Here is a 25,822-nt window from a genome sequence, read left to right on the forward strand (position 1 = left end):
ACAGATTTGTCTAGGCCCGCCGACGCCTGAGGACATCGTCAAGATTGAGCGAAGCGGCCTCCGCAAGAGTCTTAGTCTGGCTCAGTTGCTCAGGCTCTGACTCATTCACGGTAGGTAGTTCCCTATGCGCTGTGGGTGCATCAAGATAGGTCGGGCGGGGAACCTCTGTAATCTGCCAGCTAGTATCGGGCAGAGCCTCGTCCATTCTCAGGCGAGGGGTGAGCTCGGTGTCCCTTTGAGCCGCAGGAGCCAGAGAGGGCCTCAGGGCGGTCGCAGGGGTCTGGGTCCGTGCTTTGCGTAGTGCTTTAGCTGCGTGACTAACCGGCATCTGCTGACGAGCGCGGGCAGGGCGCTCAGGTGCAGGGCGCAGTTCAATGGATGAGGTTTCGGGCTGGGAAAGCGGGTTCACGCTACTTTCAGCGCCCTGTCTTCCCGAAGGACGATGGGCCTTGCGAGCTTTCTCAACGGTCAGGGCGGTACGGGCACGACGGCGGTCCCTGTCTCGAACTGCAAGTACACGCAAGAAGGTAAGAGAACCGGTAGCAACAAGCAGACAGACCAGGGGGAAGGCGAAAGATGCGCTTGCCCACAGGCTCATAAGACCTGTGACCAGTGCAAGGAAAAGGGCCAGGCAGGCTAGCGAGAAGATTGCCAGACGGCCCCAACGCGGTACGAAACCGGTCCAAGGGGATCCTTCTGATCTAGCGGTAAGGGTCTGCACAGATTCGAGTGAACGCTCTGGGCTAGCGGGCTCAGGGGCCTCTTCCATGACGTCAGCAGCGTATTTCTCGGCGCCAATCGTCGCGGTTCCCTGCGGTTTTGTGCGGCGGCTGACCAGATAGAGCCCCGCAAGTACACAAACAAGCAAGACAATGCCTGAGGTGCTTAGCAGCTCCATAGACAGCCCCCATCTTAATAGCAGAAAAGTATAAACGTAACTCACCTATTCTACCGCAGAGCGCACCCGCTGACCCTGCTTTGCGGGGGCGGGTTCAGGTAAGAAAACAGGGTATCTACTTGACATCCAAGTAGATACCCTGCATGGCGCAGATCGTGCATCAAAATTAGCGCTGTAAATTGTCTTTAGAGCTCTGCAGCGAATTCTTTAATCCAGCTCCGTAGCTCGGGGCCAAGATCATCACGTTCGGAGGCCAGAATGACATTGGCTTTGAGGTAGGAGAGCTTGTCACCGGTGTCAAAGCGGCGGCCCTTGAAGACAAGGCCATAGACACCTTCGCCCTGGCCTGAGCCCTGTGCAAGAGTCTGTAGAGCGTCGGTGAGCTGAATTTCGTCACCACGGCCAGGGGCGGTATTTTCCAGCACCTCAAATACCTTGGGGGAAAGGACGTAACGACCAATCACAGCAAGGTTGGAGGGTGCCTCTTCAGCTGCGGGTTTCTCGACCAGGCCGGTTACCTTGACGAAGCCATCTTCACCTTCAACAGCTTCAACAGCGGCGCAACCGTAAGCAGAAATCTGTTCCTCGGGTACCTCCATCAGAGCGACGACGGAGCCACCGGTCTTCTGCTGAACGGCAACCATCTCTGAGAGCAGGTCTTCTTTCTCATCGATGAGATCGTCGCCCAGAAGGACAGCGAATGGTTCATTGCCCACATGCACCTTACCGCGCAGAACTGCGTGGCCAAGCCCCTTGGGGTCGCCCTGGCGGACATAGTGAATCTCACCCAGGTCGTTGGAATCTAGGACACTCTGAAGCAAGGCATCTTTACCCTGCTCTTCAAGCTGCTGTTCCAGAACAGGAACGCGGTCAAAATGATCTTCAAGGGCGCGCTTATTGCGGCCGGTAATCATCAAAACATCGTTCAGGCCAGCACGAATCGACTCTTCGACCACGTATTGAATTGCGGGGCGGTCAACAACAGGCAACATTTCCTTGGGGGTTGCCTTTGTTGCAGGAAGGAAGCGAGTGCCGAGACCTGCAGCGGGGATAACCGCCTTGGTCACGGGAAGTGATTTATTTTCTGTCATAATCATCAGAATACCTAAAAACACTGCATAACCTGCTTATATGCTAGATAAATTGTGCACCATTAATTGCGTCATTAGGCTCGAAAGATTATCAACATGTCTCCAGCTACCAGCCAGTACAAGACATTTGCACGCGCTTATCTGAGGCACCGGCGACGGGAAACTGGCCAGCTAAACCTTGTGAGCCAAGCCTTTACCGGTCACCTACGCAGTCTCTGGGAATCTTCGCCCGAAGGCTCGACCATAGCAGCTTTTCTGCCCCTACCCACTGAGCCACCTATCCTCGATGGCCTAGCCTACGCTCACCGCGCCGGGCACCGTGTTTTCGTCCCCGTTGTTCTCCCTCATGGTCAGCTGGCCTGGGTTCTTTGGAGCCCGGTGGCACCCTTAGTGACCAATGCCTTAGGGATATCCGAGCCGCTAGGTCAGAGGCTGGGGGCAGAGGCTTTTCTTGAGGCTGATATCCGGCTAGTGCCGGCCCTAGCCTACGATATGCACGGCAACCGGCTAGGCCAGGGAGGCGGCTACTATGACCGGCTTCTCAAGCTACTGCCGGCCCAGGCAATGGATGCTTCAACACTCGGTCTTGTCTTCTCCCGCGAGATACTCGATGGGCTCCCCCACGCTGAGTGGGACGCAACCCTCAACTACGCGCTGACGGAGCAGGGACTACGGCAACTGGGTACTGGCAGCAAGAACAGAGTACAATAGCACCCGGTTATAACACTTACCTCACCGAAATGGAGCGACTGTGCCGGTTTACGTCTACCAGTGCAAGAATTGCGACCACCTATTTGAACAGCACCAGTCTTTTAGCGATCAAGCTCTCACCACCTGCCCGTCCTGCGGGCAGGACACCCTCCGCAAGAAATTTGGCCAGGTCGGTGTGGTCTTTAAAGGCTCAGGCTTCTACGCCAACGATAAAAGCAAGTAAAAAGGCCATAAACGGATGAAGGCTCCCCCACTATAGGGGTGAGGGAGCCTTCTTGTGTTTGTGCCTATTCGTAGTGCGGTGGGCGTTGCTCTTTGAGCCAGGTTGCTAGAGCGTCATTTTCAGGTGCTAGCTGACGTACAGGAGGCTCTAGACCTGCAAGGCGGGGTTCTTTCCCCCCGATGGGGGAGCCCCCCCTTGCGCGACGGTTGCCCCGTCTAGGCCGAGGAACCGGACTGAACCGAGTATTATCCTTGCTCTCTTCCGGAGCGCTCTCTGAGGCAGTCATGCGCTAGCTGTCTTTCCCCAGGCCCAGGTAGCTGTTGATTCGGCGGACAACAGCTTCGGGGTCAGAGAAGGCCTCAATGGTCCAGCAGGTCATATGATTCCAGCCAGTACGGGCTAAAAGCTCAGGAATCAGGCGGGACCGTTCACGCACGCTCAAAGCCGCATAGGCGTCAGAACCATCGGAGATAAGAGCCAAAGGCACCCGAGCAGGAATGACATGTTCCTGACCGCTCATCAGCTTACGTGTACGTGGGCTAGCCATCGCACCGGCAAGCAGTGAATCCTGATCACTGGTCATCACCAGCGACAGCAGCGGAACCGGCGACTGGTGCAAGGTCGTGGACTGAGGGTTCAACCGGCGCAAGAGATCATTGAGCAGCCAGTCCCCCATATCAATTGCTTCGAGGTGATCGTTAGTGAGGAACTCATTGACCGGCAACTGATCGGTAATCGGGCCAGCCATCTGCCGCTGAGCCTTGGCTTCCTGCTCTTTGCGGTAGGCAAGAAGTAGGCGGTAGACATCGAAGGCACCGTACTCGAGGCGTTGGGGGTCTAGGTCTTCCGGGCTTAGACAGGTGACAAAACGGGTGAGGTGACGAGCCCGGGTCATAGCTAGCACAAAGCTCTCACGACCGTACCGCTCAGATAGATGCCCAAAGTGGTGGGCCGCTCCCTGGGCAAGTTTTCCAGCCCCCAAAGCGAAGATAATGACGTCGCGTTCCATATCAACCGCGCGAGACACATCGACCACACGGAAGGACTCATCACCAGCAGCGAAGAAGGGTGTGAACTGCGGGTAGCGTACCAGCATCTGACGCACAGCCTCAGCGATACGCTGGGCATGGCGAGCTGTAGCGGTCACAACCGCCAGGGTCTGCCTGGGGGTACGGTAAGCGTGCTCAATCACCATCTCGGCGACTTTTTGCACCTCCGGGCTGGGCGAATCAAGGCTGGCGTTCTCAGAAACCTTGCCGGAGACGTTGACATACTCCACGGTTAGGGCCGGAGTGTCATCGGTGATCTCTTCGCCCCAGGGGTAGCTTGATAGCTCACCCCGATAGAAGTGCTCGTTGAGATAAGCAAAGAGTGCCGAATCCACAGCACGGTTTACGGTAGAGAGGCTACGCCCCGGTAGTATCCGTGACAGCGCCTCAAAGGTGCTGACAATCTTCTGGTCACGGACAGGGGGTGCGTTCCGTGCAACAGCAGAGACCATAAAGGGTGCAGGGAAACCGCTGTGCGGGTCACCCAAGGCAATAACCTGTTCAGCACGAATGAGAGCAGGCAGGTTTGCCGCGAGCGGAGTGGACTCAGCATCGAGGAGGATTACCGTATCAAAACGCATGCTGGTTGGTACCTTGCCCGACAGCGAGAAGGGGCTTGCAATCCACAAGGGTAGCAGCGTGGTTGCCATCTTAGGTGAGTGTGTCAGCACCTGTCCCAGGTTAAACTCGTGTGCCTTGAGCTGGCTCCGCAGGTAAGCCGTCTGTTGTTCTTCTTCCTGGATCCGACGTCGCCAGGTATCAGCTACAGCGGCGTGCAGGCGCGCGGGCCCCGATGAGATATGGGAGTAGTCAGCCCTGCGGAACCGGGTCTCGAGGGCACGTAGGGCATCACCATTGAGAATCTCAAGCTCTTGCGAAGCCAGCATCATTTCCAAAGCGGTCTGCCACCAGGCCAACTCAAGTTCAGCTGGGACAGCCCCAGCATCAAGCTGGCGCTCATAAAAGTCGGCAAGCAGTTCCGAGAGCCCCATCTCGGACAGCTGGCGGTAGAGGCTTTCGCGTTCTGGCAAGGTCTGGAGCAACCACTGATCCTCCACCAGAGAATTTAGGCGATTCTCAAGTGCACTCAAACGGGTCTGTGCGAAACGGGTACCAGCCGGTGAATCCTCTAGCACGATAGCTAGACCGGTAAACTCATCGAGCAGGCGCATGTAATCAGCACGCAACTCAGCCAGGTTCCGGGGAATTAGAGGAAGGCGCTGGTCCTTGACCCAGGTAATCCATTCCTCCCGCTGGCCCTGAACAATGAACAGGCTCTCGTGAAGGTCGAGAACAGACTCACCAGGGACAATATGTTCCTTAGCGGTCTTGCGCAGGCGGGTACGCTGAATGCTTGACATCTCGATGCCGTGCTCGCGCCGCCAGGTGCTGCTGGCGGTTGCCGCAATTAAATCGGTGACCGGGCGGTCAAAAATATCTGCCCTGAAGTAGGTCAGCGTCTCCGAAATTCTCTCCAGTAAATCAAGTTGCAGGCCCCAGTCGTCCATGGTGGTGGCCTGTTCCATACCGGTCTCATCAGCCATCAGCCGCATCTTGGCCGAAACATTTGCCAGCGAGGCACTCAGACTCTTAACCAGGTTGTGAGCCGCAGCGGTATCTTCGGCGCTGGCCAGCTTAGCCTTATACCAGGCCGAGACACGGGTCGAGGGGCGAAAACCTCCCAGTTCCGCGTACCTCTGCAGGCGCTGAACGGTAGCGCTACGGGACACCAGAGCGTCCATAGTCTTGCGGGGTAGGCGCACACGGGTGGCGGGAGGCTCTTCCTGCGCGGTGAGAGCCGCTAGGGTCTGTAGGGCATCGTAAACTGAGCAGCCCCAGCGCGACTCGGTAAAGCGCAATGACTCAGTGTGGCCGCGTAATTTATTGCGGGTTTCGACAAGCTCCCGGTGAATCTCGCTGACGTTTGGGGCGGGTGCTTTCTCATCGCGAATAATCGCCTGAATAAACTCCTGGCGGTACTCTTCTGGACTCCGCTCAACCAATAGTGTGAAGGCCAAATCAGTCATGTGAACCCGGTTGAGTACCCGGCCAAAATCTGCCAGGGTTGAGCGCTTCTCACCGACCACCAGAACAGACTTACCCTGGTGGATAAGGGCCGCCGCTATATTGACTGCGGTACCCAGCTGATCGGTGCCCGGTGCCGCTGTTACGGTCATGGAGTGGCCCTGGTGCGCTAAGTCAACGATTTCCTGAGCTCTGGCATCGGCGTCAAGCACCAGCATGTCGGTGTCGGGGTCACGGGTGTCCAGTGAGGGCCGGTTGTTATAAATCGGTGCCACAAAAGGCTTCTCAAGCGGGTTGAGCTTGAGCTGGGCTATATCACGCACCAGATCGGTGTGGGCATCAGCCGGCAGTTCACCCGTGCTTTCTTTCAGGTCAGCAAATGTTGAGATGAAATAGTTGGACTGAATGGTCATGCCGGGGATATTCCCGGTAGTTGCCCTCATTCTCTCAATCACGGGCTCTGGGTCCAGCTTGCTCATGGAGTTTGCTAGCTGAGCAACGTCCATGGTGCCCAGGTTAATCCCGTACTCTTTTTTGATTTGACGTACCATAGCGGGGTTCAGCTGGGCGGGGCCGGTTATCTGAACCTCAAAGTCATCGCTGGTGGGGTGCGGGGTCAGGCTGAGCGGTGCCATCAGAATAGGGGCAATAAAACGTTTCTCCCCTATCATGCGGCCCTCACGAATGTCGTGGGAGAGCCAGGAGGCTGTGCCCGCTACGAAGTAGCCGGCGTCTAGCCCGTGGCCGGTGGCCAGCTCAAAGATTTTAGTGCGTAAGGCCCGGGCAGCAACCATGCCGCTTTCTAGTCTTGCTTTATCGCGCAGAATGGTCGATAGGCGGGTCTTGCGCCCCATGAACAACTGAGCAACACCCGACGAATTTGCCTCAGTCAAATCAATATGCACATAGTCAACCTGATTGAAGTCAAGCATGGCATCGGGGCCGGTGTAGATTTCCATCTGCTCAGCCCAGGCCTCAAGGCCAGCCTGGATCTGGGCGGTGGTCTGGTCGTCAGTGACCGCAGGGGAGGAATCTGGGGCGTGCTCAGCTACGGTGCCAACGTCAGTATCCCCCCGGGTTGATTGGGGGGTAGGGGGCTGGGCATAGTCATGTCCCAAGGCTGGTTTGGGTGCAACCTGCTCGTTCACTGAAATACTCTGGCTTTCTGCACGTTTTTATATCTCTACTATCATAGTTGCTCCTTCAAGCTACTACTGCAGTAAAGACTGGTTGCGGCTTATCTTTCCGCTGTACTCGAGAAAGTGTGACCATGACTTAATAAGACTTCACGCGGCAAGCTTTTCCTGATGAGAGCAGAATCCCCGGGATGGTTAGGAACCTATCTAGCCTGCAATATAGAGGTTAAAATTTGCGACCAAAACGAGCAAAGAGAGAAAGCCAATAAGTGCCATGCCGCCCAGGAGCACCCCCTTCATGCGGGGGGCGAAGGGCTCGCCAGTGGCGTCCCAGAGGGAACGAGTATAAAAATAGCTCAACAAAAATCCGGGAATATTACCGACCAGTAATTGTTGCGCCAGGGCAAAAATGCCAAAAATACGCTCTGTGCTTTCGTTCTCGACCTCAGCGCCCCTAAGTAGACCGGCCATAATAATTGAAATACAGCTGGTGATAAAGGCTAGAGCAATAGCAGGTTGGTTGAGCATTTCTCTGATACTCACCTGCGCACTTTGGGACACTGCATACTGGTAGGAAAAGTAGATAAAGGGGCTAACGATCCAGTACCAGAACATAAAGGTTCGCAGTTTTTGGGTGTTACGCAGGGCGTAGAAGATGGAATTCATGAATCTTTTTCTTTAAGGTCAAGGTACTGGATGTACTGGCGAACGATATAGTCCAAGAGCACGCTCAAGGTCACAAAAGAGTGGAAGGGCTCCGTATGGATGCTGGTCACGGTCGGGGTGCTCTCATAGTGAAGGGCGTGCTCAGCCACTGCCGAAATAGAGTTAACACCCAGAGCCGTGATAGCGATCATGGGCACCTTCCGCGAGGCCAATGCCCGAACTGTGGGTAGGGCACTCTCGGTTTCACCGGACAGGGAAGCAATGATCACCAGGTCTTCTGGTTTCATCACCCCGATGCTGCCCCTGAACTCACTCGAAGCAGGGATAACGTGTGTAAATTTTCCACAGGTTAGCAACGATTTGGAGAACTCCTGAATCGCGGTCCGCTGGGCGAACCCGGTGCCGTAGCAGTAAATAGTTCGTGCGGTGTCAATCTTCTGCACAATAGGCGTGAAGTCGGTAGCCATCAACCCCTCATAGGTTGTGAGGATGTCGTTGCGCCCGCTTTCCAGAAAATCAATAGGAGGAGTCGTGGGCCCAGCTAGGGAGTTCTTGACAAAGAACTTTAGCTCGGCAAAACCCGAGAAGCCCAGTTTCTTGGTCAACCTGATGATGCTGGAGGTTGAAGTGAAAGTCCTGTGCGCCAGGGCGCTAATAGTGGAATCGGCGACAAACTCTTCGTTGTTCAACATGAAAGCGAGTATCTCGCGTTCGGTGTCGCTCAAACGGCTTTGGTGCGCGTTGACAAGTTCTTGTAAATCCACCAAGGGCTCCTGAGTCTTTCACGGTCACTGCGGTGATTACAGTATAGGTGTTTTCTCAGAAGCCCTCGATGGGAAAAATAAATGGCTAGGCCTTATTTACCTTTATTGACCAGTTCCTCGAACTTGTCACGGACCTGGGGCACGTCCATACCCACAATGACTTGCAGGGCCTTACCCTTATTGACCAGGCCAAGCGCACCTGCTGACTTAAAGTCAGCTTCGGTTCCCACCAGCTCGGGGTTATCAACGGAGATTCGCAGGCGGGTCGCGCAGTTATTGACGTGGGCGATATTTTCAGGGCCGCCCAAGAGAGCCAGGAAGTCGCTTGCTCGCTGGGTGTAGGGGTCGGTTGCTTCTGCGGTAACAAGACCCGCAGCGGCGTCCTCAGCCCCCAGGGCACCCTTCTTTTTGGCTTCCTTGTATTCAGCCTTGGTGTAGAGCTTGGTTTGGCCGCCATCGGCTTCACGCCCGGGGGTCTTGAAATCAAATTTGAGGATGAGGAAGCGGAAGACCACAAAGTAGATAAGAGTGAAGCAGAGGCCGATAGCAATCTGGGTCAGCACCATACCTGAGTGGTTGGGCCACATGGGGATCCAGTTTTGGAAGAGGAAGTCAATCAGACCGCCGCCCATGTTGCCCACAACGCCGAAGCCATACATGGTAGCGGACATTGTTGCCGCGAGAACCGCGTGGACGGCGAAGAGCGGAGGTGCAAGGAAGAGGAAGGTAAATTCCAGGGGCTCGGTAATACCAATCAGCATTGCGGTCAAGCAAACCGGTATTAGCAGTGCCAGGGTTTCCTTGCGCTTCTCGGGGCGAGCGGTCGTGAAGAAAGCCGCTGCAATACCCAGAGGGCCGAAGACCTTGGAGTTACCGTGCAGGGCAAAACCGCCACCGGGGAAGAGTTCCTTGACGGGAGTGGTGCTGTTAGCAAAGGTATCCAGGTTAGCAACCCAGTACTTGGTGATGCCATCGGGAACAACAGCCGGGCCGAAGACGAAAGGTGTGTAGATAAAGTGATGCAGGCCGGTGGGAATCAGGATGCGCTCTAGGAAGGTGTAGAGCCAAACACCGAACACACCAGAGTTCATGAAAAAGCCCTGGAGAGACCCGATACCGGTCTGAATGGTAGGCCAGACCATGACAAAGGCAAGAGCTACAGGCATCATGAGGAAGAAGCCCAGACCGTAGACGTACTGGGTACCCTGGAAGATACCCAGGAAATCGGGAAGTTTAGTGCCGAAGTAGCGGTTATGCAGCCAGACCACGATGGCGGAGATGATAATAGCACCGAAGATACCGGTGTCCAGAGTCTTGATACCAGCAATCATCTTCAGACCGGTACCGGCAGCACCTTCTGAAAGATCTACGCTGTAGTCAACGCCAAAGTTCTCGCCCCAGATGCTCAGGATTGAAGCAACGAAGTAGTTGAAGGTCAGGTAAACCATACCCGCTTCAAGAACCGCGCGGGCCTGAGCGGTCTTCGCCAAGGCAATAGGAAGACCCAGAACAAAGAGGAGTTCCATCTGGTTAAAGACGGTCCAGGCTCCTGACTCCCAGACTGACCAGAAGTTATACCAGCCGGTACCCTCAGCGGCAATACCGCCTAGAAGCTGCTCGTTCTTGCAGATGATAGCGATACCAACGGCAAGACCGGCAAATGCAAAGATGAGGACGGGGGCTAACATGGCCGAGCCGAACCTCTGAATCTTCTCCATCATCGGATAAGAACCTTTCGTGTGTAGGTCGCACCTGTCCCTTTGCCTCTGGGGCAAGCGGGATCTGTCAAGTGCTGACCGTGTAAGTACTAGGCCTATCTAATCACCCTCTGTTCTATTAGTCCCCCGCTTATACTCACTTTGGAATTAATGCCACGAACTGGCACGTTTTACGGGAGCCGGTAAAAATACCGGCCCCGGGGCCCCTACTACCGGGGGCGCTATGGCGGGGGTTTTACCTAGGATAAATGGAGCAGAGAAAATGTCAGGGCACGAAAGAATGAGCCGAGGCCGCTATGAAGCTCCTAACCCTCAATACCCACAGTTGGCTTGAGATTCACCAGGTTTCCAAAATCTATGAGCTGGCGCAGTTTATCGTCCAACAAAAAATTGATGCCGTGGCCTTGCAGGAGGTTAACCAGTTTATCCACTCCCCCATCCTTGAGCATCCGCTGGGGTATGCGGGCGGGGCTGACCGCCCCGTGCGTCAGGACAATTTTGCGCTACTGCTCAACCAATTCCTGGCAGAGCTAGATCGCCCCTACCACTGGGCCTGGGCGGTCTCCCATCTCGGTTTTGAGCGCTATGACGAGGGGGTCGCGCTGCTCACTCGCGAGCCGATGCAAAGGCTTGAGTGTATCGATGTGTCCCCTACTTACACGGATCAGGACGTTGCGCGCAGGGTCGTCATTGCTGCCAAGCTGGGCGCTGAGCACGGTGGCCTGTGGGTTACAAGCGCCCACATGAGCTGGTGGGAAGTAGAGGGGGCCTCGCTCTTTGCACAGGAATTTGAGATTCTCAATAGGTCTCTCAGAGAGCTTGCTGGCTCTGAGACAGTATTACTTGCCGGTGACTTCAATAATGCGGCAGAGGTAACCGATGAGGGGTACACGCTCATGCGGTCTTTGGGCTGGCACGATACCTATCTGACCGCAAGCCAGATTCAAGGGGAGCATACTGTGCATAAGGCTATCCACGGCTGGACTAACTTCACCCAAGCCCTCCGGATTGACCTGGTCTTAGCCAACCAGCCTCTTGAGGTGGCCCAGCACAGCGTGGTGTTTCCCGATACATCAGATCAGGCTATCTCGGACCACTCCGGGCTTTTGCTCACTCTCAACCTCTAAATCGTTTCTCTCCTACAGTCTGAGGAAGGTACCCCATGACCGCCCCATCTCACCGCGAAACAGCCTGGTGGCAGGAACCCGTTGTCTACCAGATTTACCCACGCAGTTTCAAAGACTCCAACGGCGACGGCATCGGTGACCTACCCGGTATCACCGAGAAGATTCCCTACCTGGCCAGGCTGGGGGTAGACCTTATCTGGCTCTCCCCCATCTACAAGTCACCCAACCATGATAACGGCTACGACATTTCCGATTACCGGGCCATTATGCCTGAGTTTGGCACCATAGACGACTTCGATACCCTACTGGCCGCCGCTCACCAAGCGGGTATCAAAATCATGATGGACTTGGTTGTCAACCACACCTCCGATGAACACGAGTGGTTCATCCAGGCCAAGAGCAGTAAGGATAACCCCTACCGCGACTACTACATCTGGAAAGACCCCGCCGGGTATACCGAACGGGGAGAGCCAATCCCGCCCACCAACTGGATTGCCGCTTTTTCACCGTCCACCTGGGAATGGGAACCGACTACAGAACAGTTCTACCTACACATGTTCTCAGTCAAACAACCAGACCTGAACTGGGAGAACCCCACCGTCCGCCAGGAGGTCTATGACCTTATGCGTTTCTGGCTGGATAAGGGCGTAGACGGCTTCCGCATGGACGTCATTAACCTCATTTCCAAGGACCCTGCCTACCCCGATGACCCGGCTGTGGCCGCTGGGTCTAAGACCGATTCGCTGGGTATGGTGGCCAACGGTCCCCGCGTCCACGAGTTCCTTCAAGAGATGAACCGTGAAGTTCTTAGCAAGTACCCCGTGATTACCGTGGGCGAAACTCCACACGTCAATACCGCAGATGGCTTGCTCTACACCGGCTTTGACCGGGGCGAACTCCAAACCCTCTTCCAGTTTGAGCACATGGGCCTGGACGGCAACCCTAACCCGGCCCTGGGTAAGTGGAACGACACCCGCTTCAAGCTCGTAGACCTCAAAGACACCCTCAGCCGCTGGCAAAACGACCTGTCCGGTAAAGCATGGAACGCCCTCTACTGGAACAACCACGACCAGCCCCGCGCGGTCTCCCGCTTTGGCAACGACTCGCCCGAATACCGGGTACTCTCAGCCAAGATGCTCGGCACCGTACTCCACTGTTTACAGGGCACCCCCTACATCTACCAGGGTGAAGAACTCGGCATGACCAACGTCTACTTTGAAAACATCGAGGACTACAAGGACATCGAGATTCACGATGCCTACCGCAAGCTGGTTGGCTCCGGGCTGGTCAGCCACGAAGATATGCTTCGCTACATTTCTCAGTCCGGGCGCGATAATGCCCGCACCCCTATCCAGTGGAAGGCAGAAGCCCACGCAGGGTTTACAGGCGGAAAACCCTGGCTCAAACTCAACCCCCGCTACACAGAAATCAACGCGGAAGAGGCACTCGCTGACCCCGGTTCGGTCTTCTACCACTACCAGCAGCTCATTGCCCTCCGCCGCCAGCACCCGATCATGGTCAACGGGACCTATGAGCTCCTAGACCCCAAGGATGAGCAGGTCTACGCCTACTACCGGCACGGTACCGGCGCATCGGAGCAAGAGACTCTATTGGTCATTGCCAACTTCACCGATAGCACCCTGGAGCGCACCTATCAAGAACCCGCAGGAGAACATACTCTGCTGACATCTAACTACCCCGATGACGCCCAAAACACCCTGCGACCCTACGAGGCCAAAGTCTATCTCTACCAAGCCTGACGGTAAGCTGGCCTTAACCCCTATCCCATAAGATCTAAGCACGCACAATAAGGAGCACCCATGGCAGATAATTCAGGTAAAAAATGGTGGAAAGAAGCAGTCGTCTACCAGATTTGGCCCCGTAGCTTCCAGGATTCCACCGGCAACGGTGTCGGCGATATCCCGGGTATCACAGCCCGCCTGCCCTATCTAGCAGAGCTAGGTATCAACGTCATCTGGCTTTCCCCGGTCTTTGCTTCACCCAACGACGACATGGGCTATGACATCAGCGATTACCGAGCCATTATGCCCGAGTTCGGCACCATGGAAGATTTCGACACCATGCTGGAGACCGCCCATTCACTGGGCATCAAAATTCTCATGGATCTGGTCGTCAATCATTCCTCCGACGAGCATGAGTGGTTCAAGCAGGCCCGCTCAAGCCGGGATAACCCCTACCGTAACTACTACATCTGGCGCGACTCCTCCGGTGTGGATGCTGAAGGTAAGCCCCTACCCCCCAACAACTGGGGTAGCGAATTTGGCGGGCCCGCCTGGAAGTACGACGAACATACAGACCAGTGGTACCTGCACATGTTCTCGGTTAAGCAGCCCGACCTGAACTGGGAGAACCCCGCCGTGCGCCAGGAAATCTTCGACCTGGTGAACTTCTGGCTCGATAAGGGTGTTGACGGTTTCCGCTTGGACGCTATCAACATTATCTCCAAGCCCGAGGGCTTACCCGATGACCCGTCGGTTGTGCCCGACAAGCACAGCTCATCTATCCCCTTTGTTATCAAAAACGGCACCCGCGTTCACGAATGGATGCACGAGCTGAACATGGCAACCTTTGACCACTACGACTGCATGACCGTGGGTGAGATGAGCTGCACCAGCCCCCAGGATGCAGTTCAGTTCTCGGGCTTCACCTCCGATGAGCTCCACATGATTTTCCACTTTGAGCACGTCGGCCTGGATAACGCCCCCGGTGAGGGCAAATGGTCATATCAGCCCCTTGAGCTGACCGCCCTCAAACAGGTTCTCAACACCTGGCAGCTTGAGCTGGCAGGCAAGGCCTGGGGTTCACTCTACTGGAACAACCACGACCAGCCCCGCATCGTCTCCCGTTTTGGGAACGACAGCCCCGAATACCGGGAGCGATCCGGCAAGATGCTGGCAACAGTACTTCACGGCATGCAGGGTACTCCCTATATCTACCAGGGCGAAGAAATGGGCATGACCAACGTGAAGTTCGAGTCGATTGAGGATTACAAGGACCTTGACTCCATCAACTTCTACGACGATCTTGTCACCCAGCGCCAGCAGATCAGCGCCGATGAGGCTATGGCTCTCATCCATCTCAAGGGTCGAGATAATGCCCGCACCCCCATGCAGTGGTCAGCTGGGCACAAGGCCGGCTTCAGTACCGCTGAACCCTGGATTGGGCTGAACCCCAACTATGTGGACATCAACGCTGAAGAAGCAATGAGCCGCCCCGACTCACTCTGGCACCATTACCGTCAGCTCCTAGCCCTGCGCCGAGGTGAGCTTAAAGACCTGCTGGTCTACGGCACTTTTGTTCCTCTTGCCCCTGAGGACACCGAGGTTTACGCCTACGAACGTCACGGTGAAGGGGAGAAACTGCTCGTGGTCGCTAACTTTACCGACCGTGAGCTGACTCGCGAATTTGAGCTGGCAGCACTACCGGGGGTAGAGCTAGTACTGAGCAACTATGCAGATGATGCCGGGAGCGCCCTGCGCCCCTACGAGGCAAAGATCTATCGAGTAGTTGCTTAGTTTCCAGGAGCGCACCATCATTTATATTCGCTAGATATTTTGGGTGCACAAGCCCCTGACTGCTGATTTGAGCCCCTGTTTCAACTTCGGCTCAAGCACCTCAAGCTTTGTGATTCTACCAGCACCTCAAAGGTCGCCGCAGAGTCAGAGCCCCGCCCCTATCACGGGGGCGGGGCTCTTTGTAGCTGTGATCCACTCGGAAATGGATAGATCACATACTAGGGACGGTAAGTGTAGCGGTACATGAAAGCCGCCATAGCTGCCCTAGTCGTTGGTGCCTGTGGGCGGAACGTACCATCGGCCCAGCCCTGAGTAATACCCTGATCAGCGAACCACCTAATCTCACGAGCAAAAGCATGCTGGGCAGAGACATCGGAGAAGACCGAACCAGCACTGGTAGCAGGCTCACCAGCTAAGCGGTAGAAGAAAGCCGCCATAGCCTCACGCGAGATACTCTCACCAGGCCGGTAAGTTCCATCGGGCCAGCCCTGGCTAATGCCGCGGTCAGCCAACCAGTTAATTTCTTTATAGAAGGGGTGAGTCACAGGAACATCACGGAAACGAGAAGCCTGCGGCGGCGTATAAGCAGGCGAACCAGCCATACGGTAGATAAAGGCGGCCATGGCCTCACGCGAGATACTCGCCTCAGGTCGGAAAGTACCATCAGGCCAGCCCCGCGTAAGGCCTGCAGAAGCCAACCAATTAATTTCACCAGCGAAAACGTGGCTAGCCGAGACGTCCCGGAAGGCAACAGGGCTCTGATAGGGCGAAACACCACCCACCGGCTTGTAATTAAAGAATGTTGCGAAAGCCCTCAAATCGCGCACTGACCCGTTGAAATAGTTAGAGTCCCCAGCAAAGGGGCCGGTCGATGAGTACTGCCAGATATCGTAGGTCCACCAGCCCGAGGGCATAGCCCCCGGGAGGCTACTGTAACTGGCCAGGTGCAAGGGCAGGTAGTTAAAACGGGGCGTATCCCCCGTACAGGTGAGCCACCAGTCAGTGGTTGAATAAACAGCAGGGTAACGGCCGGTCAAGGCTTTGTAGGTCTGAACAAAATCATCGATCCAAGCAACCATCTGTGCCTGAGTCATATTGAAACAGATGTTACCGAATTGGCTATAAGGGTTGTACTCAATATCCAACAGGCCGGGCAGAGTCCTACCATCGGGGCTCCATCCACCACCATTTGCCACAAAGAAACGGGCCTGTTCAGCACCGCTCGACTGAGCCGGCAGAGCAAAATGGTAGCCGCCTCGCGGCATACCAACTGATTGGGCACCCCCATATTGGGAGGAGAAAGTAGGAGACGTATAGTAGTTGCCCTCCGACACCTTGACATAAGCAAAACGGGCACCCTTGGCATACTCCATTTGCCAGTCAATATAAGGTTGCCAGCCCGATACATCCAGGCCGTACACCCCTAGCGCATCAGCCTGAGGGGTCTGGGCCTGAGGGGTCTGGGCCTGAGGGGTCTGGGCCTGAGGGGTCTGGGCCTGAACGTCATCACCTGTGTCCCTTCCCAGTTGCTCAGCACGCCAGCTCTGGGCTTTCTTCAAGCCCTGGCCCATCTGGGCGCCAGGGCTCTTACTCCCAGGCTCAGGTGGCGCTGAATCACTTTGGTAAGCGCTAGCAGGCAAAGACGCCGCATCGGGCTCCGGAGCCTCCAAGGCATGAGCCGCTGGCAAGCAGTTGCCAAGAGCCAGCACAATACTGGCAAGAGCTATCTTAAAAAAACTACTGTTCACGGGCCGTGGGGGTGGCCCGCTCAAGGTTAAAGGGTACATGTGTGTGTCGTTTTCCAGTTAGGGGGAAATATGCAGGAAGAAGGGCTGCCTACCCGAGGGGGGTGGTAAACAGCTCCCTTAATAAACTAACTGCTCTCCCCCAATTTGTAACCCCCTGCGCATAAAAGAATGGGTAGGAACCTTCCAGGCACCTACCCATTCACTAGATGAGACGAAAACTCTCACAATTCAAGAAGCCAGGCTGAAACTGCTTGCCAGAATCACACAGACACCGGCTCAAAACTGTGCTAAGACCTCGGCATACATCAATCATTATTTCCCACCCTTGGGCGAAAAATTGAAGTAGAGGAACCCGCCACGCTCGTGCTGTTTCCCGCCTCACCGCTTCGCTATGCTCGGCGAATAACAAAAATTTTATTTTCCCCAGGTGGGGAAAATTTTTGTTATTCCCACTCAATTGTTCCCGGAGGCTTTGAAGTCACATCCAGAACCACTCGATTGACCTCAGCCACCTCATTAGTAATCCGGTTAGAAATCTTGGCCAACAGGTCATAGGGCAAACGTGACCAATCTGCGGTCATAGCGTCCTCAGATGACACCGGGCGCAACACAATCGGATGGCCATAAGTACGGCCATCACCCTGCACACCCACAGAACGCACATCAGCCAACAGAACCACAGGGCACTGCCAAATCTGCTCATCCATACCCGCAGCGGTCAGCTCTTGACGCACGATCGCATCGGCCGCACGCAGAATATCCAGGTTATGCTTGTTCACCTCACCAATCACACGGATACCCAAACCGGGGCCGGGGAAAGGCTGACGCGCAACAATCTTCTCGGGAACACCCAGCTCGCGGCCAATAGCACGAACCTCATCCTTGAACAGCGTACGCAGAGGCTCAACCAGCTCAAACTGCAAATCATCGGGGAGGCCACCCACATTGTGGTGCGACTTGATATTCGCCGCGCCCTCGCCGCCACCGGACTCCACCACATCGGGGTAAAGGGTGCCCTGCACCAAGAACTTGATGTCCCCGCCCTCAGCGCCAGCCTCTTCAATCAGCTTGCGCTGAGCAGCCTCAAAGGACCGGATAAACTCGCGGCCAATAGCCTTACGCTTAGCCTCAGGCTCAGTGATACCTGCCAAGGCACCAAGGAACCGCTCAGACTCATCAATAGTTACAACCTTGATACCCATGGTGGAGGCGTAATCCTGCTCCACCTGCTCACGCTCACCCTCACGGAGCAGACCGTGGTCGATAAAGAAACAGGTCAACTGATCACCCACAGCCTTGTGCACCAGAGCGGCCGCAACAGAGGAATCAACGCCGCCAGACAGAGCACAGATAACCTGGTCATCGCCTACCTGCTCCCGGATCTTGGCAACCTGCTCATCAATGATGTTGCCGGTTGACCAGGACTTCTCCAGACCCGCAACCTCAAACAGGAAGTTCTCAAGAGCAAGCTGTCCGTAGTCCGAGTGCTTAACCTCGGGGTGCCACTGCACGCCACCGAGCTTACGCTTCTCGTCCACAAACGCGGCAACAGTCGCCCCCGGGGTCTTAGCCAGAACCTCAAAACCTTCGGGGGCTTCAGCCACAGAGTCGCCGTGGCTCATCCACACGTTCTGGGTGGCAGGGGTACCGGTCAAGAAAGAAGAGTTCTGCGCGCACAGGACAGCGTCGGTTGCGCCATATTCACGCAAACCGGTCTGGGCGACCTTGCCACCCAGCGTCTGGGCCATGACCTGGAAACCATAGCAGATACCAAATACAGGTACGCCAGCTTCAAAGAGGGCAATGTCACCCTTGGGTGCACCTTCCTCATAAACAGATGAGGGGCCACCAGAAAGAATGATGGCTGCAGGGTTCTTAGCAAGCATCTTCTCGGTTGGCATGGTGTGAGGCACCAGCTCCGAATAGACACCAGCTTCTCGCACGCGGCGGGCGATCAGCTGCGCATACTGGGCGCCATAATCAACGACCAATACCGGGCGCTGATCCAGCTCCTCGTTGGGGGTGTGAGTAGTCACAGATGTTTACCTTTTCGGTTGTGGGTTTGGACCAGATAGACGGTACACGCTCAGCGGCAACCGAAAGACCCGGTCCCAGGGAATTCCATAGGTCTTATTCTAAAGCAGATTGGGGTCTGGCTGGCAGGCATCCCCCCAACCTGTCAACAGTTGCAGTAGCTACCGGGCTAATACCGTTTAGTTGCCTGCGGGTTGGAATCGAGCAGGGCGAGGGTTTCCGCATGAATCTTGTGCTCAACAATGAAGGAAAGGAAGGGGACCACGCCACCTAAGGCCATCACAATCATCTGCGGCAATGCCCAGCGCATCAGCAGCCAAAGACGGAAACAAGAAATCAGATAAATGACGTAAAACCAGCCGTGAACGATCAGAACCCAGGTGGAAATATTTACACCGCCGTGCAGGTTACCGGTTTCCCTATTCAGCCAGCCCAGGGCAAGGCTCTGCCCGGTCTGCGCATCCCTTCCGCCCGCAATAAGGTCATAACCAACGATGTAACGCGTAATCATCTCAGCAACCAGCAGCAACAAGAAGATACCCGATATCCAGGCGCACCACTTATAGAAGGTGAGAGCACCACGAATCTGGGCCTCCGTTCCGCCAAACTTCTTGCGAACGGTAAAACCACCGCGTGTATTTGCCTCAGCTTTGCCCTCTGCTAGGGTTACTTTCTTGCCATCGGTCCGATTGACCGGGCGGGGGGTAGGTTCTTCAGTCACCTTGTTCCCTCTTTCGTGGGTTAATTCGTTCTTCTGCGCCAGTTACCGGATTAGGGTTAAGCTGGCAGAGGCCTTATTTGTCTGAGAAATCTTAGTGTGACTCGGTATTATTAGTTGATTGGACCTCATCGAAATAATAGTAGGTCTTATCCGCCGGGTCGTAGTAGTAGGGGCGGCCGGTTTCTTCGTCTACCCAGTACTCCCCCTCATACTCGAAGTAGAGAGCCGGATCATTTTTCTTTTCAACGGCGTCCTTAAGCATGCGATACCACAGATACAGCGCAAACCCAGCAAAAACCAGCCATTCTAGGGCGTAGAAGATGTTGAGCCAGTCAACATTCTCATCGGTGACCTGAGGCGCCCGCACCGGCAGGAAGTTATCGGTCTGCCCGATGATGGTGGCGTTTATAGCTATGGTTCCGTCATCAGCCAGCGGTGTCCCCTCTGTGCTCTCAGAATCAAGGGTCAGGATTCCGTCATAGAGCGGGGCGTTCCACACATTCGTAAGGTAGGCAGGGCTGGCTGACCCCAGTAAACGGTCCTTGTTCTCAAGCTGGGAGTGTCTCTGGTTACTATTGACCGGTGGGTCATTAGCCACGATACGACCGGCTACCGTCACCGGCCCTTGAGGTTCCGGAGGCACAAGGGGCTCCTTAGACCAGCCGCGCACCACAGCGATACCCCGGGGGCTAGATCCCATACTGGTTTCCACGTTCTGGCTATCTTCCGGGGTGAATAGAGCAATTACCCAGTAGCCTTGGACACCATCTTTAAGCCTATTTTCTACCAGGTAGGAGGAGCCTGGAGTATAGGTACCTCGCGCTTCAACTACAGTATCTACAGTGCTAGCGAGCTGAGCACTGTGTGGTTGGAGAACTTCGGTGTAGGGGCCTACCCTATCCTTGGCCGGGTCAGCGGTAAGCTGCCCCATGGTCGATGAGTTAAGCTGCCACTTACTGAGCATGACAAAGCCGCTGGACAGAGCCAGCACCAGGAGCAAGCCCAGCAACCAGCGTGGGGTTAGGGCAGTTTTCAGCAACTCAGAGACCTCTTACAAACATGGGTGACAGCGTGCAGGCCCCGCTCCCCTGCATGTGAGCAGCAAGAGCGAGGCCGTCGACGCTACTTGACGTAGGGGGTGAAATTCACATCGATACGCTGGAAAGATTTCAGGTCGGTGTACCCGCAGGTAGCCAGCGCCCGTTTGAGGGCACCTACCAGGTTAGAACTACCGTCGGTGTGAGCCGAGGGGCCGTAGAGAACCTCCTTGAGGGTTCCCACGGTACCCTGGTAGGTGCGTACACCGCGCGGGAAATCTTTGGAATGGGCTTCGTTACCCCAGTACCAGCCGGCACCAGGGGCCTCAAGGGCACGAGCCAGAGGCGCACCAATCATGACAGCATCGGCCCCCATAGCCAGAGCCTTGACCATATCACCGGAGCGGCCTAGTGAACCGTCAGCGATCACATGGACGTAGCGGCCACCCGATTCGTCCAGGTAGTCCGAGCGGGCGGCTGCTACATCGGAGATAGCAGTTGCCATAGCGGCCTGGATACCCAGGCCCCGGCGGGTAGTGAGGGCCGCACCGCCCCCAAAGCCAACCAGGACACCAGCGGCACCGGTGCGCATCAGGTGCATGGCGGGGGTATAACCGGTTACACCGCCCACCATCACAGGGACATCGAGCTCGTAAATAAACTTTTTGAGGTCCAGAGGCTCACGGCTAGTCGAAACGTGCTGGGCAGAAACAGCTGCACCGCGAATCACAAAGATATCAACACCAGCTTTCACCACAGTCTCATAGAACTCTTGGGTGTTCTGCGGGGTCAGCGAACCTGCCACAATGACACCGGACTCACGAATCTCAGCAAGGCGAGCCGTTATCAGCTCAGCCTTAATGGGTTCCGAATATATCTGCTGCATGCGGCGGGTCGCGGCTGGGGCATCCTCTGCATCCAGTGCAGTGATTTCATCGAGTAGGGGCTGGGGATCCTCATAACGAGTCCATAACCCTTCCAGGTTAAGAACACCCAGGCCACCGAGCTTACCCAGAGCGATAGCGGTAGCCGGTGACATCACCGAGTCCATAGGAGCACCGATGATGGGGGTCTCGAACGCGAAGGCATCAATCTGCCAGGTGACGTTCACATCGTTGGTATCCCGGGTCCTGCGGGTAGGAACCAGGGCAATTTCATCGAGCGAGTAGGTGCGGCGAGCACGCTTGGACATACCAATTTGGATGTCGTTCATAGCTTTTCCTTTCACCGGTCTAGCCGGTTGGTGGCTTTCTGCTCAGGCCCGCCCAATTCTATGGGCAGGCGGTGCTAACAATCTGCGCTTAGCGGCGGTAGTTGGGGGCTTCTACCGTCATCATGATGTCGTGCGGGTGTGATTCCTTCAGACCTGCCGAAGTGATCCGCACAAACTGGCCCTTGTGCTTGAGTTCGTCGATAGTGTGGGCACCCACATAGAACATGGTCTGGCGCAGGCCGCCTTCGAGCTGGTGCAGTACAGAGGACAGGGGGCCACGGTAGGGCACCTGACCTTCGATTCCCTCGGGAATCAGCTTCTCCTCTGAGGACACATCGGCCTGGAAGTAGCGGTCCTTAGAGAAAGACTTCTTACCCCCGCGGGACTGCATTGCCCCCAGTGAGCCCATGCCACGGTAGGCCTTGAACTGCTTGCCGTTGACAAAAATTAGGTCGCCGGGTGATTCTGCGGTACCGGCCAGCAGGGAGCCAAGCATCACGGAGTCAGCACCTGCGACCAGGGCCTTACCAATTTCACCGGAGTGCTGCATACCGCCGTCCGCGATCAGCGGAACACCGGCAGGGATAGCGGCTTTAGCCGATTCATTGATAGCGGTAATCTGGGGCACACCAACGCCGGCGATAATGCGGGTGGTGCAGATAGAACCGGGGCCAACGCCCACCTTCACGGCATCGGCCCCGGCATCGATAATGGCCTGGGCACCGGCCCGTGTAGCGGCCTGGCCACCCACCACATCAACGTGGGCGGCTGCGCTGTCTTTCTTGAGGCGGGCAATCATGTCGAGTACGCCCTGGGAGTGACCGTTGGCGGTATCCACGAACAGGGCGTCAACACCGGCTTCGATCAGGGTCATGGCGCGCTCGTAGCCATCACCAAAGAATCCGATAGCGGCACCGACGCGCAGGCGACCGTCCTCGTCCTTAGTGGCTCGGGGGTACTGCTCGCTCTTGGTGAAGTCCTTGACCGTAATCAGACCGGTGAGCTTACCTGCTTCGTCAATCAGGGGCAGTTTCTCGATTTTGTTACTTGCCAGCAGGTCGAAGGCTTCGTCCTTGCTCATGCCCTCATGACCCGTAATCAGGGGCATCTTGGTCATGATGTCACGGACCTTGGTGGTCTCAAAGGTGGACTCGGGTAGGTAACGGATGTCGCGGTTGGTGATAATACCGACCAGAACACCGGAATCATCCACCACGGGAAGACCCGAGACCTTGTAGTGCCCGCAGAGCGCATCAAGTTCAGCAATAGTGGCATCGGGGCCGACGGTCACGGGGTTGGTAATCATGCCCGATTCGCTCCGCTTGACGCGGTCCACGTGGTCGGCCTGATCCTGGATTGAAAGGTTACGGTGGATAACGCCCATGCCACCCATGCGAGCCATAGCAATTGCCAGGTTAGCTTCGGTGACGGTGTCCATGGCCGCAGAAATAATGGGTGAACCGATAGAGATACGGCGGGTTAGGCGCGTTGTGGTATCTGCTTCGGAGGGAATGACATCGGTGTTGCCAGGTAGCAGGAGAACGTCGTCGTAGGTAAGTCCGGTAAAGCCGAAGGGGTCTTCGCTCAGAGCAGTAGGAGTGGTCATGGAGGGGTTGCTACCTTTCGAAGGGGGTCATCTAGCGCGGGCGACACTATCTTTAATCTTAGTCTGCTTGGCTGGCTTGTGCGAGCGGACGCCCCGGCCCCTTGCAACAGCTCTGCACCGGCAGGTAGGAAGCCTCAAAGCCCATAGCTACCAGACTAGCCCACCCATTCCCGCTCTAGGTATATCCGGTCAGCTCATCTTAGAAAGCTGAATCATCTGCGGCAGTCTGTGCGCTTTGATCAGCACGATGCACAGCCTCCAAGAGGCGAGGGTCAAAGTAGGGGCCCAGAGTTTCTATATAGGTAGCGGTGAGGTGGTCATAGTCAAAGTAGGTATAGATGTTACCGATACTGGCAGGACATTCGTTGTTGGGGCAGACCAAGTCTGAAAGGTTGAGAGCCGCAAACCCTGGGTAACGCCCTTCCAACGCGGTTAAAGGGCTCTCGAATACGTCCTGGCCTGGTTCCATGGTGCACTCATCGAATGTGCCAAAGGAGTCAAGGCAGTCCTTGTGCATGGTTTCCATACGGGGCGTGTCACGAACCCCGATAACTCTGATATCCGAATGGGTTAGCTCATCTATACGCTGTTCAGCATTGGCAAGGACGGTATCGGGCAGTTCTGCCTCCGATTTGGTGCCCTGGAGTATGACGATATCCGGGTGTAGTTGCTGTATGTAGTTGGAGCTTTCTTCGGCCCATTCTTGGCATTCAAAGCCGTTGGAGTAGGCCTCGTTATCTTCTTGCCCCAGGAAGCAACCGGGGCGGGTCAGGGCAATCAAGTTCCAGCCCTCTTCCGCTGCCAGGGGGCGCAGGGCCGTAATCCACATCTGGGTGTGGGAGTTGCCCCAGGCAACCACCGTCCCGGTGGGATTGGGTGTCTGCACCACGAAGTTGCAGTCCCGCTCCAGGTATTCGGGTAGGTCAAGTTCGGGTGCGGCCTCGGTGCAGGAGGGGCCTAAATCAGCCCAGTCGGCATCCAGCACGGCCCGAATAGGGATTACGGTGGCGTCCTCGTCCCCTGTGTACTCGTAAGTGGAGTCCAGCATAGCGGCCCCGACGTTATTCGTTGCCCGGTGTTCTTCAGCGGCTACCGCCTGCCGGTAGATGGATGAGGTCCATGCGTAGGAGGGAGCCAGAGCCAGGCCCGCAAAGAGGGTAGCTGTGACAAACCCGGCGACGATGGAACGGTTGGGCCATGCCCAGTCCCGAAGCGGCTGCTCGACGGCTTTAGTCAAGGCCCAAGCTAGTAAACCAGAAATGAGGAGGAGAAGCAGTCCCGCGACGAAGCCAGCCTTGGCCTCTTTGGTCTGGGAGAGGTAGAAAATGAGGATTGGCCAGTGCACCAGGTACAGGGCATAGGAGAAACCGCCCAAAGCCAAGAGGGGGCGCCAGGTAAGTAGCTTTTCGGGGCCCCAGAGCGTGCCGGTATCCCCCGCCATGATCACCAGAGCCGCACAGAGGGTAGGCCAGAGCGCAACATAGCCGGGGAATGTACCGTTCACATCGAGTACAAACCCACAACTCACCAAGCCCGCAAGACCTGCCCACCCCATCAGAGCGCGCAAGTGCCGGGGCAGTTTGAGCGCAGGTAGCCAGAGCGCGACCAGGGACCCCAGCGCAAACTCCCACAGCCGGGCCTGGGTATTAAAGTAGGCGGTGGTCTGGTGGGCGGCAGTCTCGTCAATGGAATAGGACAGCGACAGGGCAAAAATCAAGCCGAAAGCAAGGGTCAACAGCCAGCGCGCCCAGCGTCGGCGCTTACCCAGGGGCAGGGCAAGGAGCAGGAAAATCAGCGGCCAGAGCACATACATTTGCCCTTGGACTGAGAGCGACCAGAAATGCCGGAAGGGTGAAGCCTGCGATGAATCCGCCGCATAGTAGTCCACGGCGTTCTCGATTGACCAGTAGTTGTGCTGGTAGAGGACCACAGATTTAGCTTCATCAATAATGGGTAGCCAACGCTCAGCCGGAATAAAAAAATAGGTGCCCAGAAGGGTCAGCAGAACCGTAATAGAAGCAAGTGGAAGCAGGCGTTTAAAGACATGAACCCAGTAGGCCAGCAGAGTTTTAGCGCCCCACCAGCTCCCCGGCTCAAGGATTTTACCCTCTTCCAGCTTTCGGGTGAACGAGCCAGTTAGCAAAAATGCAGAGATGAGCAGGAAGACATCCACGCCACCTGATACCCGCCCAAACCACAGGTGGTAGGCGGCCACCAGGAGCAGAGCCAGTGCCCGCAGCCCCTGAATTTCGGGGCGCCAGGCTCGTTCTGCCTGGAGGGTGACGGTTCGTATGGTTCCGGTAGAGGGCGCCCGGTGCTGGCGGAGTTGAGAATCAGTCATAGCTTCTAGCGCCGCGTAGTGCTGTGGGCTTCCTCCTTTCAGCCTACTGGTGCTCTGGCCTGCGACCTGCTAGCCAGGTCCAATCTTTCTAGCTCTTGCATCCTACCGCCACTTTCAGGTGTTTTGTTAATACAAATAGTTCTGCCCGCTACGGTGTTGGTCACCATAGCGGGCAGAA

At 56.1% G+C, this 25,822-nt stretch carries 18 protein-coding genes; 5 read left to right on the forward strand and 13 right to left on the reverse strand.

Features of this window, described 5'->3' with window-relative positions; all coding sequences use genetic code 11:
- Positions 1-10: 10 nt before the first annotated feature.
- Positions 11-898, reverse strand: a complete 888-nt coding sequence (locus ACN085_RS04355; protein WP_419110741.1) for a hypothetical protein — start codon at positions 896-898, stop codon at positions 11-13.
- Positions 899-1,083: 185 nt separating this feature from the next.
- Positions 1,084-1,992 carry a UTP--glucose-1-phosphate uridylyltransferase GalU gene (gene galU / locus ACN085_RS04360; protein ID WP_419111042.1) on the reverse strand — a complete coding sequence of 303 codons (909 nt, stop codon included), beginning with the start codon at positions 1,990-1,992 and terminating at the stop codon, positions 1,084-1,086.
- A gap of 93 nt (positions 1,993-2,085) precedes the next feature.
- Here galU and ACN085_RS04365 point away from each other — a divergent pair, with 93 nt between their 5' ends.
- Both ACN085_RS04365 and ACN085_RS04370 read left to right on the forward strand, forming a co-directional pair.
- Positions 2,086-2,700 (forward strand): 5-formyltetrahydrofolate cyclo-ligase, encoded by a 615-nt coding sequence (locus ACN085_RS04365; protein ID WP_419110742.1) that lies wholly within the window; start codon positions 2,086-2,088, stop codon positions 2,698-2,700.
- Between the two features lie 40 nt (positions 2,701-2,740).
- Positions 2,741-2,923 carry an FmdB family zinc ribbon protein gene (locus ACN085_RS04370; RefSeq protein WP_419099361.1) on the forward strand — a complete coding sequence of 61 codons (183 nt, stop codon included), beginning with the start codon at positions 2,741-2,743 and terminating at the stop codon, positions 2,921-2,923.
- A gap of 289 nt (positions 2,924-3,212) precedes the next feature.
- Here ACN085_RS04370 and ACN085_RS04375 read toward each other — a convergent pair whose 3' ends face one another.
- The 4 genes from ACN085_RS04375 to ACN085_RS04390 all read right to left on the reverse strand — a co-directional run bounded on the left by ACN085_RS04375 (position 3,213) and on the right by ACN085_RS04390 (position 10,233).
- The gene (locus ACN085_RS04375) at positions 3,213-7,145 is read right to left on the reverse strand and encodes a DNA helicase (RefSeq protein ID WP_419110743.1); all 3,933 of its coding nucleotides are present in this window, start codon (positions 7,143-7,145) and stop codon (positions 3,213-3,215) included.
- Positions 7,146-7,340: 195 nt separating this feature from the next.
- On the reverse strand, positions 7,341-7,799 hold the full coding sequence (locus tag ACN085_RS04380) for a cell shape determination protein CcmA (RefSeq protein ID WP_419110744.1): 459 nt from the start codon (positions 7,797-7,799) through the stop codon (positions 7,341-7,343).
- The gene (locus ACN085_RS04385) at positions 7,796-8,563 is read right to left on the reverse strand and encodes a MurR/RpiR family transcriptional regulator (RefSeq protein WP_419099358.1); all 768 of its coding nucleotides are present in this window, start codon (positions 8,561-8,563) and stop codon (positions 7,796-7,798) included. The genes ACN085_RS04380 and ACN085_RS04385 overlap by 4 nt, the downstream gene beginning before the upstream one ends.
- 92 nt (positions 8,564-8,655) lie before the next feature.
- Entirely contained in the window at positions 8,656-10,233 is a 1,578-nt protein-coding gene (locus ACN085_RS04390; protein WP_419111043.1) for an alpha-glucoside-specific PTS transporter subunit IIBC, read from the reverse strand.
- A gap of 344 nt (positions 10,234-10,577) precedes the next feature.
- Between ACN085_RS04390 and ACN085_RS04395 the strand changes: the two genes are divergently transcribed.
- Genes ACN085_RS04395 through ACN085_RS04405 form a run of 3 tightly spaced genes read left to right on the forward strand, consistent with a single transcriptional unit; the run spans position 10,578 to position 14,944 of the window.
- The gene (locus tag ACN085_RS04395; RefSeq protein ID WP_419104918.1) at positions 10,578-11,408 is read left to right on the forward strand and encodes an endonuclease/exonuclease/phosphatase family protein; all 831 of its coding nucleotides are present in this window, start codon (positions 10,578-10,580) and stop codon (positions 11,406-11,408) included.
- Positions 11,409-11,443: 35 nt separating this feature from the next.
- On the forward strand, positions 11,444-13,168 hold the full coding sequence (locus tag ACN085_RS04400) for a glycoside hydrolase family 13 protein (RefSeq protein ID WP_419110745.1): 1,725 nt from the start codon (positions 11,444-11,446) through the stop codon (positions 13,166-13,168).
- Positions 13,169-13,228: 60 nt separating this feature from the next.
- Positions 13,229-14,944, forward strand: coding sequence for a glycoside hydrolase family 13 protein (locus ACN085_RS04405; protein ID WP_419104920.1), 1,716 nt, complete (start codon positions 13,229-13,231; stop codon positions 14,942-14,944).
- Positions 14,945-15,162: 218 nt separating this feature from the next.
- Here the strand turns inward: ACN085_RS04405 and ACN085_RS04410 are convergent, their stop codons facing one another.
- The 7 genes from ACN085_RS04410 to ACN085_RS04440 form a co-directional block, all read right to left on the reverse strand.
- Positions 15,163-16,692 (reverse strand): GH25 family lysozyme, encoded by a 1,530-nt coding sequence (locus ACN085_RS04410; RefSeq protein ID WP_419110746.1) that lies wholly within the window; start codon positions 16,690-16,692, stop codon positions 15,163-15,165.
- Positions 16,693-17,135: 443 nt separating this feature from the next.
- The gene (gene guaA / locus ACN085_RS04415; protein ID WP_419110747.1) at positions 17,136-18,728 is read right to left on the reverse strand and encodes a glutamine-hydrolyzing GMP synthase; all 1,593 of its coding nucleotides are present in this window, start codon (positions 18,726-18,728) and stop codon (positions 17,136-17,138) included.
- Positions 18,729-18,895: 167 nt separating this feature from the next.
- The gene (locus ACN085_RS04420) at positions 18,896-19,447 is read right to left on the reverse strand and encodes a DUF3817 domain-containing protein (protein ID WP_419110748.1); all 552 of its coding nucleotides are present in this window, start codon (positions 19,445-19,447) and stop codon (positions 18,896-18,898) included.
- Positions 19,448-19,538: 91 nt separating this feature from the next.
- Positions 19,539-20,486 carry an SURF1 family cytochrome oxidase biogenesis protein gene (locus ACN085_RS04425; RefSeq protein ID WP_419099351.1) on the reverse strand — a complete coding sequence of 316 codons (948 nt, stop codon included), beginning with the start codon at positions 20,484-20,486 and terminating at the stop codon, positions 19,539-19,541.
- Positions 20,487-20,569: 83 nt separating this feature from the next.
- Positions 20,570-21,697, reverse strand: a complete 1,128-nt coding sequence (locus ACN085_RS04430) for a GuaB3 family IMP dehydrogenase-related protein (protein ID WP_419099350.1) — start codon at positions 21,695-21,697, stop codon at positions 20,570-20,572.
- Between the two features lie 88 nt (positions 21,698-21,785).
- On the reverse strand, positions 21,786-23,303 hold the full coding sequence (guaB, locus tag ACN085_RS04435; protein ID WP_419110749.1) for an IMP dehydrogenase: 1,518 nt from the start codon (positions 23,301-23,303) through the stop codon (positions 21,786-21,788).
- 199 nt (positions 23,304-23,502) lie between these two features.
- Positions 23,503-25,644: an acyltransferase family protein gene (locus ACN085_RS04440; RefSeq protein WP_419110750.1), complete on the reverse strand. Its 2,142-nt coding sequence runs from the start codon at positions 25,642-25,644 to the stop codon at positions 23,503-23,505.
- Positions 25,645-25,822: the final 178 nt, after the last annotated feature.

This window comes from Rothia sp. P4278 (assembly GCF_048512945.1).
Classification (GTDB): Bacteria; Actinomycetota; Actinomycetes; order Actinomycetales; family Micrococcaceae; genus Rothia.